The sequence below is a fragment of the Nocardioides lacusdianchii genome, assembly GCF_020102855.1.
Lineage (GTDB): Bacteria > Actinomycetota > Actinomycetes > Propionibacteriales > Nocardioidaceae > Nocardioides > Nocardioides lacusdianchii.
Window position 1 is genome coordinate 80815 of sequence record NZ_JADHZD010000005.1, and the last position, 14159, is coordinate 94973.

Consider the following 14159-nt stretch of genomic DNA (forward strand, 5'->3'; position numbering starts at 1 on the left):
GCGGCGGTCATGGGTCTGCGCCGTCCCTGGCCGCGAACGCCAGGACGTGCCAGTCAGATCCGACGCTCGCACCGCACGCGGCGCTCGGCATCACAGGTGTCGCGCCCGGCGCGGCCGTCGGTGGCGTCGCGGCCATGGTTGCCCAGCAGGCGGTCGTTCCCCGGGCTGCCCTTGATCGTGTCGTGGCCCCGGCCGCCGTTCACGACCGCGCGGTACCTGCCGCACCTCGGGGTGCCCAGCTCGTCGCCGTCGCCGTACTCGACTTCAGCGATGATGAGGTCCTTGCCCGGTCCGGCGTTCACCCACGCCTTGCACGCCACGACCGTGATCCGCTCGCCGCGGTCGGTCCCGCGGATCCTCGCCGTCTTGGCGGACACCACGTAGTCCTCGAAGTTGCGGACGCCGGTCACGGCCCCGCTGTTCTTGTCGTCCACGCGACGGCTCAGGTCCGCCTTGAGCCGCAGGGCCGGAACGTCGAGCATCAGGCGGTCCTCGCCCTTGTTGCCCTTCACCATCGAGAACTCCCCGCCGAGGCCGTTGGTCCGGTAGATGTCGTCCCCACCGCCGAGCTGCACGTTGCGGTTGAACGTCGCCGGGGCGTCGACCGTGAGGTGCTCAACCGCATCGGTGCCGCGGAACTCGAGGAGCCCGAGCTCGGCCTCCGTGGCGAACGAGAACTCGTCGAAGTGACCGGTCCACGTCAGCGCCGTGTCGGCCCCGGTGACGGACCCGCTGGCCTCCACACGCGCGCTGTAGGCGGACCGAAGGAACAGGCCGCCGCCCTTGCCCACGGTGACCGCGCCCGGCGCGGTCTGGACGCCGTTCCACTGGACGTAGCCGGTCTCGGAGAGGTCGATGATGTCGGCGTTCGGCTGGCCTGCCATGCCGGACGTGACCCTGCCGAACTTGGCGAGGTGGATGACGTCGGCCTCGGTGTCGGTGCCGTCCGACGTCCCGGCGACGACCTGATGCGAGCCGCCATTCTCGTCGGCGAACGTGTCGGCCCCCGCGCCTAGGATGGCGACGACGCCGCCCTCGCCCGCGGCGCACACGAGATCATCACCGCCGAGCGCGTCGACTCGCGTCGCGCCGTTGGTGACGATGACGTCAGCGCCTTCCGTGCCAACGATCTGAGCCCCTGGCGTGCCGACAATGGTCGCCGGTCGCCCCGCACACGTCTCGCCCACTGCGGTGGCCGTGCCTGTCGGTACGAGCAGGGCAGCGCCAAGCAGCGCGGCGGCGGAAAGAGTGGTGAGTCGCATGATTCCCCTAGAACCAGGTGTGTGCTGCCGGACTTGATGTGACTGTGCCGGGGCCGAAAAGGTTGTCACGAGCGCGTCAACAGGGAACGGACTGCCCGCACGAGCAATGACGAGCCCAGCTCACCTCGGGTAGGTGCGAAGGTGGATCCATGATCACTGACGAACGATTCGACGAGCTGATGGAGCTCGTCGTGCACGGCTTCGAGATCGCGGGCGTGATCGTGCTCGTCGTCGGAGCACTTGGCGCCTTCGTCCATGCAGCGCTGGTGGCACGACAGGGTGGTCTGCCCAAGGCGTACGAAACTGCCCGCCGCAGCGTCGGACGCGCGATCCTGCTCGGGCTGGAGCTGCTGATCATCGCGGACATCGTCCTGACCATCACCGTCGACACCACCCTGGAGAGCGCGCTCGCCCTCGGGCTGATTGTGATCGTCCGGACCTTCCTCAGCTTCTCCCTCGAGGTCGAGCTGGAAGGCACGCTTCCGTGGCGGCGGCGGCGGCCGTCGGAGCGTGACCGGTCCGCGGCGGCCCTGCCAGACTGACCCGCATGGAGGTCTACCGCACCCAGGACAGCGCTTTCGATCACCTCCCCGACTTCCCGTGGGAGCCGAGCTACGCCGAGGTGGCCGACCCCGACGGCGGCACCCTGCGGGTGGCGTACGTCGACGCCGGACCCGCGGACGGGCCGGTCGCGCTGCTGCTGCACGGCGAGCCGTCGTGGTCGTTCCTCTATCGCCACGTGATCGAGGTGCTCACCAGCCGCGGGATCCGGTGCGTTGCGCCCGACCTGGTCGGATTTGGTCGCTCCGACAAGCCGCTCGCGGCTGAGGACTACTCCTTCGCCCGACTGGTCGAGTGGACGCGCGAACTCGCCTTCGACCACCTCGACCTGAGCGACGTGACGCTGGTCGGGCAGGACTGGGGCGGGCTGATCGGCCTGCGGCTGGTCGCCGAGCACCAGGACCGCTTCGCCCGCGTGGTCGCGGCCAACACCGGGCTGCCGACGGGCGACTTCGACATGCCGGAGATCTGGTGGCAGTTCCGCCGCGCGGTCGAGAGTGCCGAGACCCTCGACGTGGGCCGCCTCGTCGCAGCCGGCTGCGCGCGGCCGATGGCCGACGACGTCCGGGCGGCGTACGACGCTCCGTTCCCCGAGGAGCGTGCCAAGGCTGGGGTACGGGTCATGCCGACCCTCGTGCCGACGCGGCCCGACGACCCCGCCACCGCGGCCAACCGTGCAGCCTGGGAGGTGCTCTCGACCAGCGAGCTGCCGTTCCTCGTCGCCTTCAGCGACAGCGATTCGATCACGGGGGCGATGGCGCCCGTCCTGCGCAAGCTGATCCCCGGCACGCGCGGGCTCGACCACCCGACCATCGCCGACGCCGGTCACTTCCTCCAGGAGGACGCCGGCGCCGAGCTCGGCCGCGTGGTCGCCGACTTCATGCTGGGCTGATCACGCGTCGTACGGCTTGTCATCGTTGCGGGGGTCCTTGCTGGGGTAGCCCGCCTTCGGGTCGATCCCGTCCGGCTGAGGCTCCTCGCCGCCCGCGCTCTGCTCCGGCGGTGCGTCGTCCGGCGTGGGCAGCACGCTGGTGTCGCGCAGCCCGTCCGTGCTCACCTGGCCGGGACCGGTGTGCCCGACGCGCTCGCTGCTCGAGCCCATCCCGCCCGCTGCTCCCTCGGGGCCCGACGAGTTCGGCGTACCGCGCCGCTCGTCGGTGTCGGGCTTGGGCGTCTGCTCGTCCGGAGTGCTCATGGACTCTGGTGCCCCCGGCGGTCTCTCCTCATGCGCTCCGGCGCGTGTGCCACAACCACGCGATCCCCGCGAACGGCAGCACCAGCGGCAGCCAGCCGTAGCCCGCGCCGTACGCCGACCACACGGTCGCGTCGGGGAAGAGCTCCGGGTCGAGGACGGTGAGCGTGCCGACGGTCAGCACGCCGACGAGCTCGAAGACGACGGCCGCCCAGGCGAGGCGGCGCGGCGAGGGGCCGACCTCGGCGAGGCCGAGGGTCGCGGCGATGTAGACGACGGCGGCGAGCGCGGAGAGGGCGTACGCCAGGGGTGCCTCGTCGGCCTTGGTGAAGAGCTGCACGAGCGAGCGGGCGGTCGCGGCGAGGGCGAAGACGCCGTAGACCGCGACGAGGACGCGACCGGCGCCCGAGCTGGTCGAGCTCACGAGGGCCAGACCTGCATGGCGCGCAGGATCACGAAGGCCTGGGCGAGCCCGGCGACCATCAGCACGGCGGTGGCGCCGCGGCTGCGCTCGGCGAGCGACCAGACGAAGCCGGCGGGCAGCAGGACCAGCCCGGCGACGAGGTAGCCGAAGAAGGTGACGAGCGCACCGCCGCTCAGGTCGACCCCGCCGACCTGGATGCCGGCGACGACGAGCAGGACCAGCGTCAGGCCCTCGATGAAGCCCGCGGCGCCGAGCAGGCCCCAGTCGGGCGTGCGGTCGAGCACGACGTAGACCAGCACCACCGCGGCGAAGATCAGCGAGGCGACGAGCACGACGGAGGGGAAGGGGCTGTCCACGAGGTCAGATTGTCCCAGAGCGTTCCAGCGGCGGGACTTCACAGGGCTGGCACAGACTCGTGGCAGGTCGTCGACAGGTGCGGCCGCGAGCCTCGCAGCATGAACCCCACCTACCTGCTCGCCGCGGTCGACGTCGTCGCGGTCCTCGTCCTGGCCATGGCCGTCTACTACCCCCGCCACCGCCGCGCCGACCTCGTCACCGCCTTCATCGCCGTCAACGTCGGCGTGCTCGCGGTGACGATCGTGCTGTCGAGCAGCGCCGCGACCATCGGCCTGGGGCTCGGCCTCTTCGGTGTCCTCTCCATCATCCGGCTGCGCTCCGACGAGCTCGGCCAGCACGAGATCGCCTACTACTTCGCCGCCCTCGCCATCGGCCTCATCGGCGGCCTCGGCACCGCGGACCTCGTGCTCTCGATCTCGCTGATGGCCGGGCTCGTCCTCGTCCTCGCCGTCGCCGACAGCCGGCTCCTGCACAGCACCGGCCTGCGCCAGGTGGTCGTCCTCGACTCCGCGATCACCGACGAGCAGACCCTCGTCGAGCGCCTCGAGCTGCTCCTCGACGCCCGCGTCACGCGGGTCACCCCGGTGCGCGTGGACCTGGTCAACGACACCACGACCGTCGAGGTCCACTACGCCGCCGCCCCGCGCCCCGCCCTGCCGCGCGCCGAGCGCCACGACGCCCCGGCCCTGACCCGATGAGTGCCGTCGACATCCTGCCGCCGGTCAGCCTCACCGACCTCAACGCCGAGGCCGAGCTGCTCACCCGCGTGGACCGGAAGTACGTCGTCCCGGCCGGCGACCTCGACGCCCTCGTCACCGGGATGCCCGGCCTGCGGGTGCTCACCATCGACGGGCGGCGGTCCTCGCACTACGAGTCGACCTACCTCGACACGGTCGGGCTCGACAGCTGGACCGCCTCGGCCCACCGGCGCCGGCGGCGCTGGAAGGTGCGCACCCGTCTCTACGCCGACACCGGCGAGTGCTGGCTCGAGGTCAAGACCCGCGGCCGTCGCGGCGCGACAGTCAAGGAGCGGATGCTCCACCCGGGCAGCAACCCGCTCGAGGTCCCCGCTTCCGCCGACAGCTGGGTCCGCGACCGCCTGCGCGAGGCCGACGTACACGGGCTGGACCCGCAGTCCCTCGTGCCGACGCTGCGCACCACCTATCGGCGTACGACGCTCCTGGTCGGGGCCGGCGCGGGACGGGCCACCGTCGACCGCGAGCTGCGCTGGGTCTCCGGCCACGGCAGCGCCGAGGTCGGCGACGTGCTCGTCGTGGAGACCAAGTCGGCCTCCGTCGGCCCCGGACCGCTCGACCGGCGGCTGTGGGAGCTCGGGCACCGTCCGGTGCGGATCTCGAAGTACGGCACCGGGCTGGCGCTGCTGACCCCCGACCTCCAGCTCAATCGCTGGCACCGCGTCACCTCGCGGCACCTCGCCGCCCACCTCACCCTCGACACAGGAGTCCTCGCATGAACCGCTTCCGCAGGCGCCCGGTCGTCCTGGCCGCGCTCGCGTCGCTCGCTCTGGGCGGCTGCGCGACGAGTACGCCGGACGCGCCCGGCACCGCGACCACCGGCGTCACCTCCGCGGCCGAGGAGGTCGCTGCCGGCACCGGCATCTGGGACGCCACCACGGTCCACGACATCTCCGTCGAGGTCGACGAGGAGGCCTATGCCGCGATGATCGCGACGTATGAGGAGACGGACGAGAAGGAGTGGATCGAGGCCACCGTGACGATCGACGGCGAGGTCGTCGAGCGCGCCGGGCTGCGGCTCAAGGGCAACTCGTCGCTGCGCAGCGTGAGCGCCGACGCCGAGCCGACCGACCTGCCGTGGCTGATCCGGCTCGACAAGTTCATTGACGGCAATTCAATCGACGGATGGACCGAGCTCGTCGTCCGGTCCAACGCCTCCAAGACCGCGCTCAACGAGGCGCTGGCGCTCGACCTGCTCGCCGAGGCGGGGCTGGCGAGCGAGCACGCGGTCGCGACATCGTTCAGCGTCAACGGCGCCGACGCGCGGCTCCGGCTGGTCGTGCAGCACCTCGACGAGCGGTGGGAGGAGGAGAACTTCTCCACGCCCGGCCTGCTCTACAAGGCCGAGGCCGGCGGCGACTGGTCGTGGCGCGGCAACGACCCGGACGCCTACACCGACGTCTTCGACCAGGAGACCGGCGACGACGACCTGACGCCGCTGATCGAGTTCCTCGACTTCATCAACAACAGCACCGACGAGGACTTCGCCGCCGAGCTGCCCGAGCGCCTCGACGCGCAGGCCTTCGCGCGCTACCTCGCCTTCGAGGAGGTCGTGGAGAACTTCGACGACATCGACGGCCCCGGCAACAACGCCTACCTCCGCTACGACGCCACCACCGGCGGCTTCACCGTCGTCGCGTGGGACCACAACCTCGCCTTCGGCACCTCGCCGGGAGGCGGTGGCTTCCCGGGCGGCGGCGTCCCCGAGGGCGGCGAGCGGCCGGAGGGGATGCCGACCGATCTCCCGTCGGACCTCCCGTCCGACTTCCCGGAGGGGATGCCAGAGGGGATGCCCGAGGGCGAGCGTCCCGAGGGGATGCCGGAGGGCGGTCCCGGCGGGATGCGCGGCGGGTCCAACGTCCTCGTCGAGCGCTTCACCGCCTTGGAGGAGTGGGCCGACCTCGTCGAGCAGGCCAAGGCCGACCTGGTCGAGGAGCTCTACGACAGCGGCTACGCCGAGCAGGTCCTCGACCGGTGGGTCGCCGTGCTCACCGAGCAGGCCGGCGACCTCGTCGACGCAGCGACGGTCGAGGAGGAGGCCGACGCCATCCGGGCCGTCATCAGCTGACGGCCGGGAACTCCTTCATCGCGTGGTCGGCGATCTTCTTCATCATGTAGCCGTCGATGCCGCCACCGACCAGGCCGCCGGCGAACGGGATGCCGCGGCCGAAGCGGGCGAGCACCTTCTCGCTCACCCCGCGCATGAGCCGGAAGCCGACCGCCTTGTTGACGACCATCAGCGCCGCGGGCGGCAGGCCCTTGAGGGCGTACGCCGTCACGCGGCTCCCGGCGCTCTGCATCCCCGCCTTCTTCAGCACCTCGTCGGAGTCCGAGCCGACGAGGGTGAGCAGCACCGCGGTGCGCACGCGCGGCTCGGAGATGTCGTACCCCCGCAGCGTCGCGACGGTGCCAACCATCCGGACGGCCTGGAGGTAGAACTCGGCGACGTTGACCGGCAGCGAGACCGGCATCGTGACGAAGCCACCCAGCCCGGTGGCGAAGCCGCCGACCGCACCGAAGAACGTCGTCGATCGGGCCACGGCGGCGATCGCCTTCTCGCGGTCCCCGCCGGCCTTGGTCAGCGCGCGGTCGGCCACCTCGCGGACCGGGTCGATCGGGCCGCGGCCCTCGAGCCCGACGTCGATGAGCATCTCGACGAGGCGGTCGATGGCGCCCGGGTCGGGGCGCGGGTCGTCGGCGGCGTCGAGCGCGGCGCGGGTCTTCTTCGTCTCGTCGCTGCCCGGGGTGAGGAGGTCCTTGAGTCCCATGCGCAGAGAGTAGGGACCACCCGGTCGCGCGGGCACACCCCGTGGAGCCTGCGCTCTGCCGAGCGGAAGCCCAAGCCTCAGGCGATCGACGACCGGAAGCCCCGCAGCCGCAGGCTGTTGGTCACCACGAAGACGCTCGAGAAGGCCATCGCCGCTCCGGCGAGCATCGGGTTGAGCAGCCCGGCGGCGGCCAGCGGCAGGGCGGCGACGTTGTAGGCGAAGGCCCAGAACAGGTTGCCCTTGATGGTCCCCAGCGTGCGGCGCGAGAGCCGGATCGCGTCGACCGCGACCAGGAGGTCGCCGCGCACGAGGGTCAGGTCGCTGGCCTCGATCGCCACGTCGGTGCCGGTGCCCATCGCGAGCCCGAGGTCGGCCTGGGCGAGCGCGGCCGCGTCGTTGACGCCGTCGCCGACCATCGCGACGACCGCACCGGACGCCTGGAGCCGCTGCACCTCGGCCACCTTGTCGGCCGGCAGCACGTCGGCGATGACCTCGTCGATGCCGACCTGGGCGGCGACGTGGCGGGCGGCGGCCTCGTTGTCGCCGGTGAGCAGCACGGGCGTCAGCCCGAGCTCGCGCAGCCTGGCCACGGCCTCGGCGGAGGTGGGCTTGACCGTGTCGCCGACGACGATGACGCCACGCGCACGGCCGTCCCAGCCGACCGCGACGGGCGTACGCCCCTGGGCCTGCGCCGCACTGACCGCGTCGACGAGCGACGGCGGCAGGTGCTGCGACCACTCCTCGAGCAGCCGCGGGCGGCCGACGACCACCGCGTGGCCCTCGACGACGCCCTGGACGCCGAGGCCCTCGCGGTTGGCGAAGTCCTCCACCGGTCCAGGGGACTCGACCGAGGCCGCGATGGCCCGGCCGACCGGGTGCTCGGACGCCGACTCGAGCGCGGCGGCGAGGCGGCGTACGTCGTCCGCGGACTCGCCCTCGGCGGCCACCACCTCGTGGACGGTCATCGCGCCCGTGGTCACGGTGCCGGTCTTGTCGAGCACGATGGTGTCGACGCGGCGGGTCGACTCCAGCACCTCGGGGCCCTTGATCAGGATGCCCAGCTGGGCGCCGCGGCCGGTGCCGACCATGAGCGCCGTCGGCGTGGCCAGGCCGAGCGCGCACGGGCAGGCGATGATCAGCACCGCGACCGCGGCGGTGAAGGCCGCCGTGGCCCCCGCCCCGCTGCCGAGCCAGAAGCCGAGCGTTGCCACGGCCAGGCCGATGACGATGGGCACGAAGACGCCGGAGATCCGGTCGGCGAGGCGCTGCACCTCGGCCTTGCCGTTCTGCGCGTCCTCGACCAGGCGCGCCATCTGGGCGAGCTGGGTGTCGGCGCCGACGCGGGTGGCGCGCACGACGATCCGCCCGCCGGCGTTCAGGCACGCGCCGACCACGGTGTCGCCGGGGCCGACCTCGACGGGCACCGACTCTCCGGTGAGCATCGAGGCGTCGATCGCGGAGCTGCCCTCGACGACCTCGCCGTCGGTGGCGACCTTCTCGCCGGGGCGTACGACGAACTCGTCGCCGACGACCAACTGGTCGGTCGGGATCCGCACCTCGCGACCGTCCCTCAGCACCGCGACGTCACGCGCGCCGAGCTCCATCAGCGCCCGCAGTGCCGCACCCGACTGCCGCTTCGAGCGGTGCTCGAGCCAGCGCCCGGCGAGGATGAAGGTGGTCACGCCGGCGGCGGCCTCGAGGTAGATGTTGGACGCGCCGTCGGTCCGGTCGATCGAGATCCGGAAGGGGTGCGTCATCCCCGGCTCCCCGGCGGTGCCGAGGAAGAGCGCCCACAGCGACCAGCCGAAGGCCGCGAGCACGCCGACCGACACGAGGGTGTCCATGGTGGTCGCGCCGTGGCGCAGGTTGGTCCACGCGGCGCGGTGGAAGGGCAGCGCGCCCCACACGACGACGGGCGCGGCCAGGGCGAGCGAGGCCCATTGCCAGTAGGTGAGCTGCAGCGCCGGCACCATCGCCATCGCGATCACCGGGACGCTGAGCGCGGTGCTGACCAGCAGCCGCTGGAGCAGCGGGTCGCGCTCGGGAGCGGCGTCCTCGGCGGGGGCGTCGGGCGGGGTCGGCAGCGCGGCGGCGTAGCCCGCGGCCTCGACGGTCCGCAGCAGGTCGTCGGTGGAGACGGAGCCGGGGTAGGAGACCTTCGCCTTCTCGGTGGCGTAGTTGACGGTCGCGGTGACGCCATCGAGCTTGTTGAGCTTGCGCTCGATGCGGTTGGCGCACGACGCGCAGGTCATGCCGGTGATGGCCAGCTCGACGTCGGCGAGCGGCTCGGTGGTCGACTCAGTGGTCATGGCCGCCCTCCTCCCCATGATCGGTGGTGGTGCTGCCGGGCACGCCGGACGCCTCGACGGTGAAGGCGGCGGTGCGGACGGTGCCGCGGTGCTGGAAGTCGAGGAAGAGGCGGTACGTCCCCGGGGTCGGGAACGCGGTCGCGAAGTCGATCCCCGGACCGGGCGCGCCCTCCTCGGGGTGCACGTGGAGGTAGCCAAGGTCGCCCGAACGGATCGCGACGAGGTGGCCGAAGGCACCGAGGTAGGGCTCGAGGTCGGTGACGGGCTCCCCGTTGAGCTCAATGCTCGTGGTCAGCACGGTGTCGGCGCCCGGAGCGGTGTCGCCCTCGAGGGAGACGGTGTAGGTGCCCTCGTCGGTCTCCAGCTCCGCCGTGCGGGTGTCGGCAGGAAGGTCCTCGGGCGTGAAGTCTCCGGACACGGCGACGTCGTCGGCCAGGGTGAGGCCGTCCCAGCCCTCAGGCGTGAAGTCGGCGACGACGCGCCACACGCCCGGCGTCAGGCGTACGTCCACCGACCAGGTGCCGGTGGCGGCGTCGAGCCGCGGGTGCACGTGCTGGAAGCCCGTCAGGTCACGGCGTATGACGATGAGGTGGAGGTCCTTCTCGTGCTCGCGGGTGTAGTCGAGCAGCGGCCGGCCGCTGGAGGTGAGCACGCGGAAGTCCAGCCGGGTGGTCCCGGCGGGCAGCGTGCGCTCGGCGAGGTCGAGGGTGAAGCCGTCGGCGCGGGCGGTCAGCCCGCCGACGTCGGCGACGGCCGTAGGGCCCTCGTGACCCACGTGGTCGGCCGCGGCAGTCTCGCCGTGGTCGGCCGTGCCCTCGTGGGCGACCGGTTCGGCCTCGACCGGTCCGGCCAGCCGGCCCCCGCCCCAGGCCACCGCGAAGGCGACGGCCAGGGCGGTGACGAAGGCGGCCACGCGCAGCGGCGTACTCATCACTTCTCCTCGCGGGGCGCGGTCACGCCAGCACGTAGCCGGCTTCCTCGACGGCTGCCTGGACGGCGGCGTGGTCGAGGGGGGCGGTGCTGGTGACGGTGACGGCTCCGGTCTCGACGACGACGTCGACGGTCTCGACGCCCTCGAGCTCGGAGATCTCCTCGGTGACCGAGGCGGCGCAGTGGCCGCAGGTCATGCCGGTGACGGTGTAGGTCTCGGTGGTCATGTGGTGTCTCCCGTGTCGGTGGTGGGGGCTCAGGACTTCACGAGGCGTGCGATGGCCTCGGAGGCCTCCTTGAGCTTCTGCTCCTGCTCGGCCCCGCCCTGGCGGGCGGCGTCGACGAGGCAGTGGGCCATGTGGTCGTCGAGCAGCGAGAGCGCGAGCGCCTGCAGCGCCTTGGTCGCGGCGGAGACCTGGGTGAGGATGTCGATGCAGTACTTCTCCTCCTCCACCATGCGCTGGATCCCGCGGACCTGTCCCTCGATGCGGCGCAGCCGCTTGAGGTGGGCATGGACTGCTGCGTCGTTGCCCTCGAGGTGGCCGTGCTGCTCGCTCATGTCTCGAATATACCCCTAGGGGGTATAAAAGACAAGCGTCGTGAGTCCTGCCGTTCACCCGTGGGGGTGTATTTCGGCGCGGACTCACGCGGGTCTCACGCTCGGCTGGCGCTCCGACCGATCAGGCACACCTACAGTGGCCGGGACGGTCTGGGGGGCGTCGAGGTCGCACGGACGTGCGGTCCTCCTCACCCACTGTCAGGACTCTCCATGATCATCCGCGTTGGCCTCCTCGGCGGCGACGAGCTCGTCCGCCGGGGTCTGGAGAGCATGCTCCGCACGCTGGGCGGCTTCGAGCTCGGCAGCTTCAAGGACCGGATGCGCGCCCCGATCGACATCGCGCTGATCGAGACCTTCGGCACCCCGCTCGACGACACCACGCTCTCCCGGGCCGTCGCCGACCCCTTCATCAGGCGCGTCGCGGTCTTCACCTGGAACCACCACCCGGGCCTGGTCGACGACGTGCTCAGCGACGGCGTCTCCGGCTACCTCGGCAAGAGCCTCACCGCGATCCAGCTCGGGCGCGCGCTGCGCGCGATCCACCTCGGCGAGGCGGTCGTCGCCCCGCCGCTGGGCGGCCACGCCGGGGGCGGGAACCGGGTGCCGAGCGAGGCCGACATCCTGACGACCCGCGAGCGCGAGACCCTCGGCCTCATCGCCACCGGCCGCAGCAACGACGAGATCGCCCAGGAGATGCGGATCTCGCTCAACTCGGTGAAGTCCTACATCCGCAGCGCCTACCGCAAGACCGGCGTGCAGAGCCGCAGCCAGGCCGTCCTGTGGGCCGTCAACCACGGCGTGCGCGCGGACGTGCTCGAGAAGGTCTGAGCCTCCGCTCAGGCGAGCGGAGCAGGGCGTACGCCGTCGCGGTCGGGGAGGTCGGCCGGGCGCGTCCACTCGCCGCGACCGATCAGCACCTCGCGCAGCACGTCGGGTCGGTCGGTGATGATCCCGTCGACGCCGGCGTCGAGCAGGGACCGCATGGTGTCCGGGTCGTCGACGGTCCACACGACCACCCGGATCCCGAGCTCGTGGGCGCGCGCGATGACGCGCTCGGAGTGGATCGGCATCCGGCCCAGGCGCAGCGGCACGTGCGCGAACACCCCTCCGCCGGGGCGTACACCGACGGGGCGTACGCCGCCGCGCGAGCACGCGATGAGCGTCGTCAGCGAACGCCAGCCGAGCGCCGTCGTGACGCCGGGCGCCTCGTCCTGGAGGCGGCGCAGCCAGCGGCTCCACGCGCCGGCGACCAGGATCCGCTCGGCCCAGCCGGGGTGCTGGGCGAGCAGCCGCGCCATCGCCCCGACCGACGGCTCGTCCTTGAGGTCGATGGCGAACCTCGCCAGCGGAAAGGCCGCCATCGCCTCCACGAGGGTCGGGATGCGGTCGGTGCCGTCGACGCGGAGTCGGCGCAGGTCGGCAAGGTCGAGGTCGGCGATGTCGCCGGGGTGTCCGGTGACGCGACGCAGGCTCGCGTCGTGGAAGCACACGAGGTGTCCGTCGCGGGTGGTGCGGACGTCGGTCTCGAGGTGGGTCAGGCCCAGGGACGTGGCACGCCCGAAGGCGGCGAGGGTGTTCTCGGGGGCGAGCGCCATGCCGCCGCGGTGGGCGATGGCGAGCGGACCGGGGTGGTCGCCGTAACGGATGTCGCCGTAGCTGGTCACGCCTTCAGGATGGGCTGCCCCGTCCGGGGTTGTCGCCCCGAACGGGGCCGTCCGGGCGAGTGTTCACCCAGGCTTCGTCGCCACGTCTCCGCTCAGGTGCGGTAGCCGCCCAGCAGCTCGGCCAGCCGCAGGTGCGGCTTCGCCTCGTCCTTGCGGCCCTTGCGCTCCAGGGCACGGCCCACCAGCAGGTGGGCGTACGGCTCGTTGGGGTCGTGCTCCAGCAGCTCGGTCGCCACCCGGATGGTGCCGTCGAGCTGGGCGGAGTGGAAGAGCGAGCGCGCCAGCAGCAGGCGTACGTCGGTGAGCTCGTGCACGACCTCGCCCGGGTCGTCGAGCAGCTCGGTGAGCAGCACGGCGGCCTCGCGGTAGGCACGCTCCTCGAACAGGGCCTGGGCCCGCACCCAGCGGTCGTGGACGGAGTCCTCGAGCAGCCCCGCGTGTCCGCGCAGCAGGTCCTCGAAGGGGGTGAAGTCGGTCATCGTCGCTCCTCTCGTGTCGGCACCGGCTCGATGCCATCGATGTCGTTCGATGTCATTCGATGGTGCCTCGCCCAACGCCCCGGACGCGGGAGGCATTCCGCGGGCGCGCCGCGCCCGGTCGGCGAGGGTCAGCGGGGGAGCTCGCCGGACCAGTCGTAGCGGAAGGGCTTCATGACCAGCCGGACGCCCTTGAGCGCGAGGCGGTAGGTCCGTCGGGCGTCGCTGCGCTCCGCCGCGGAGCCGGCGCGCGCCAGTGACGAGGCGAGCCGGCGCTTCGCGGCTGCCCGGGTCGCCGGCGTGACGGTGAAGCTCTTCTTCATCGACGTGCGGCCGTTGACCGAGGCGAGGAAGCCCGTGCGGGTGTGGGTGAAGGTGTAGGGCTGGTTGCGCCACGACTCGGGCAGCGAGGCGGAGTCCGGCATGGTGCCGGTCTCGACGTCGGTGAAGACCTCCGCGCCAAGGACCACGTCGCGGATGCCGCGGATGGGCTCGGAGCCGCCGACGCCGGTCACGGAGCCCGAGCCCTCCATCTCGCCCTGGCTCACGCCGCCGACGACCAGCTCGCCCAGCAGCGAGATCGACGAGCCGTGGCCCTTCACCTCCCGGCCGAAGGGGACGGAGCCGTCCAGGCTGATCAGGTCGCAGCGCGTCCCGCTCGCGAAGACGAGCCGCTCCGCGGTGAGGGTGAGCGAGGGGATCTGCTTCACGCGCCTGCTCTGCACCTGCGCCACGGTGTAGGCACCGAGGGCGAGGCCGCCGCGGTTGTCCTCCGCGCAGGCAGCGGCGCGCCAGTCGTCGGACGAGGCGGCGTACGCCGTCGGGCCGGCCGGGACGACCACGGCGAGGGTGGCGAGGGCGGCGACGGAGGCGAGTGCGGGGCGCATGGTTCGGAGAGTAGG

The 14159-nt window shown here is 72.3% G+C and carries 18 protein-coding genes; 6 read left to right on the forward strand and 12 right to left on the reverse strand.

Annotated elements, in window-relative coordinates; all coding sequences use genetic code 11:
• Positions 1–53: 53 nt before the first annotated feature.
• Positions 54–1262, reverse strand: a complete 1209-nt coding sequence (locus IRX98_RS08800) for a hypothetical protein (protein ID WP_224275912.1) — start codon at positions 1260–1262, stop codon at positions 54–56.
• 149 nt (positions 1263–1411) lie between these two features.
• On the opposite strand from IRX98_RS08800, the gene IRX98_RS08805 reads away from it, so the two are divergent.
• Both IRX98_RS08805 and IRX98_RS08810 read left to right on the forward strand, forming a co-directional pair.
• A complete protein-coding gene (locus IRX98_RS08805) occupies positions 1412–1804 on the forward strand; it encodes a DUF1622 domain-containing protein (protein WP_224275914.1) in 393 nt (130 codons plus the stop codon).
• Between the two features lie 5 nt (positions 1805–1809).
• Positions 1810–2715 carry a haloalkane dehalogenase gene (locus tag IRX98_RS08810; protein ID WP_224275916.1) on the forward strand — a complete coding sequence of 302 codons (906 nt, stop codon included), beginning with the start codon at positions 1810–1812 and terminating at the stop codon, positions 2713–2715.
• Here IRX98_RS08810 and IRX98_RS08815 read toward each other — a convergent pair whose 3' ends face one another.
• From IRX98_RS08815 to IRX98_RS08825, 3 genes are read right to left on the reverse strand one after another with little or no spacing between them, the layout of a single operon-like run.
• A complete protein-coding gene (locus IRX98_RS08815; protein WP_224275918.1) occupies positions 2716–3018 on the reverse strand; it encodes a hypothetical protein in 303 nt (100 codons plus the stop codon).
• 28 nt (positions 3019–3046) lie between these two features.
• Positions 3047–3439: a hypothetical protein gene (locus IRX98_RS08820; protein ID WP_224275920.1), complete on the reverse strand. Its 393-nt coding sequence runs from the start codon at positions 3437–3439 to the stop codon at positions 3047–3049.
• Positions 3436–3795 (reverse strand): hypothetical protein, encoded by a 360-nt coding sequence (locus IRX98_RS08825; RefSeq protein ID WP_224275922.1) that lies wholly within the window; start codon positions 3793–3795, stop codon positions 3436–3438. Before IRX98_RS08825 ends, IRX98_RS08820 begins: the two co-directional genes overlap by 4 nt.
• Positions 3796–3894: 99 nt before the next feature.
• On the opposite strand from IRX98_RS08825, the gene IRX98_RS08830 reads away from it, so the two are divergent.
• Genes IRX98_RS08830 through IRX98_RS08840 form a run of 3 tightly spaced genes read left to right on the forward strand, consistent with a single transcriptional unit; the run spans position 3895 to position 6619 of the window.
• Positions 3895–4494 (forward strand): DUF4956 domain-containing protein, encoded by a 600-nt coding sequence (locus tag IRX98_RS08830; protein ID WP_224275925.1) that lies wholly within the window; start codon positions 3895–3897, stop codon positions 4492–4494.
• Positions 4491–5270 carry a VTC domain-containing protein gene (locus IRX98_RS08835; RefSeq protein ID WP_224275927.1) on the forward strand — a complete coding sequence of 260 codons (780 nt, stop codon included), beginning with the start codon at positions 4491–4493 and terminating at the stop codon, positions 5268–5270. The genes IRX98_RS08830 and IRX98_RS08835 overlap by 4 nt, the downstream gene beginning before the upstream one ends.
• Positions 5267–6619 carry a CotH kinase family protein gene (locus IRX98_RS08840; protein WP_224275928.1) on the forward strand — a complete coding sequence of 451 codons (1353 nt, stop codon included), beginning with the start codon at positions 5267–5269 and terminating at the stop codon, positions 6617–6619. The genes IRX98_RS08835 and IRX98_RS08840 overlap by 4 nt, the downstream gene beginning before the upstream one ends.
• On the opposite strand, the gene IRX98_RS08845 is transcribed toward IRX98_RS08840, so the two are convergent.
• The 5 genes from IRX98_RS08845 to IRX98_RS08865 all read right to left on the reverse strand — a co-directional run bounded on the left by IRX98_RS08845 (position 6612) and on the right by IRX98_RS08865 (position 11117).
• The gene (locus IRX98_RS08845) at positions 6612–7319 is read right to left on the reverse strand and encodes an EcsC family protein (protein WP_224275930.1); all 708 of its coding nucleotides are present in this window, start codon (positions 7317–7319) and stop codon (positions 6612–6614) included. The genes IRX98_RS08840 and IRX98_RS08845 overlap by 8 nt on opposite strands.
• A gap of 77 nt (positions 7320–7396) precedes the next feature.
• Positions 7397–9628, reverse strand: a complete 2232-nt coding sequence (locus IRX98_RS08850) for a heavy metal translocating P-type ATPase (RefSeq protein ID WP_224275932.1) — start codon at positions 9626–9628, stop codon at positions 7397–7399.
• Entirely contained in the window at positions 9618–10559 is a 942-nt protein-coding gene (locus IRX98_RS08855) for a DUF8832 domain-containing protein (RefSeq protein ID WP_224275934.1), read from the reverse strand. Before IRX98_RS08855 ends, IRX98_RS08850 begins: the two co-directional genes overlap by 11 nt.
• A 22-nt stretch (positions 10560–10581) precedes the next feature.
• Positions 10582–10785, reverse strand: coding sequence for a heavy-metal-associated domain-containing protein (locus IRX98_RS08860; RefSeq protein WP_224275936.1), 204 nt, complete (start codon positions 10783–10785; stop codon positions 10582–10584).
• A 29-nt stretch (positions 10786–10814) separates the two neighbouring features.
• On the reverse strand, positions 10815–11117 hold the full coding sequence (locus IRX98_RS08865; protein ID WP_224275938.1) for a metal-sensitive transcriptional regulator: 303 nt from the start codon (positions 11115–11117) through the stop codon (positions 10815–10817).
• A 210-nt stretch (positions 11118–11327) separates the two neighbouring features.
• On the opposite strand from IRX98_RS08865, the gene IRX98_RS08870 reads away from it, so the two are divergent.
• Positions 11328–11945, forward strand: a complete 618-nt coding sequence (locus IRX98_RS08870) for a response regulator transcription factor (protein WP_224275940.1) — start codon at positions 11328–11330, stop codon at positions 11943–11945.
• A gap of 8 nt (positions 11946–11953) precedes the next feature.
• Here the strand turns inward: IRX98_RS08870 and IRX98_RS08875 are convergent, their stop codons facing one another.
• The 3 genes from IRX98_RS08875 to IRX98_RS08885 all read right to left on the reverse strand — a co-directional run bounded on the left by IRX98_RS08875 (position 11954) and on the right by IRX98_RS08885 (position 14144).
• On the reverse strand, positions 11954–12781 hold the full coding sequence (locus tag IRX98_RS08875) for a glycerophosphodiester phosphodiesterase family protein (RefSeq protein ID WP_224275942.1): 828 nt from the start codon (positions 12779–12781) through the stop codon (positions 11954–11956).
• A gap of 92 nt (positions 12782–12873) precedes the next feature.
• Positions 12874–13260, reverse strand: a complete 387-nt coding sequence (locus tag IRX98_RS08880) for a tetratricopeptide repeat protein (protein WP_224275944.1) — start codon at positions 13258–13260, stop codon at positions 12874–12876.
• 128 nt (positions 13261–13388) lie between these two features.
• Positions 13389–14144 (reverse strand): hypothetical protein, encoded by a 756-nt coding sequence (locus IRX98_RS08885; RefSeq protein WP_224275945.1) that lies wholly within the window; start codon positions 14142–14144, stop codon positions 13389–13391.
• Between the last annotated feature and the right edge of the window lie 15 nt (positions 14145–14159).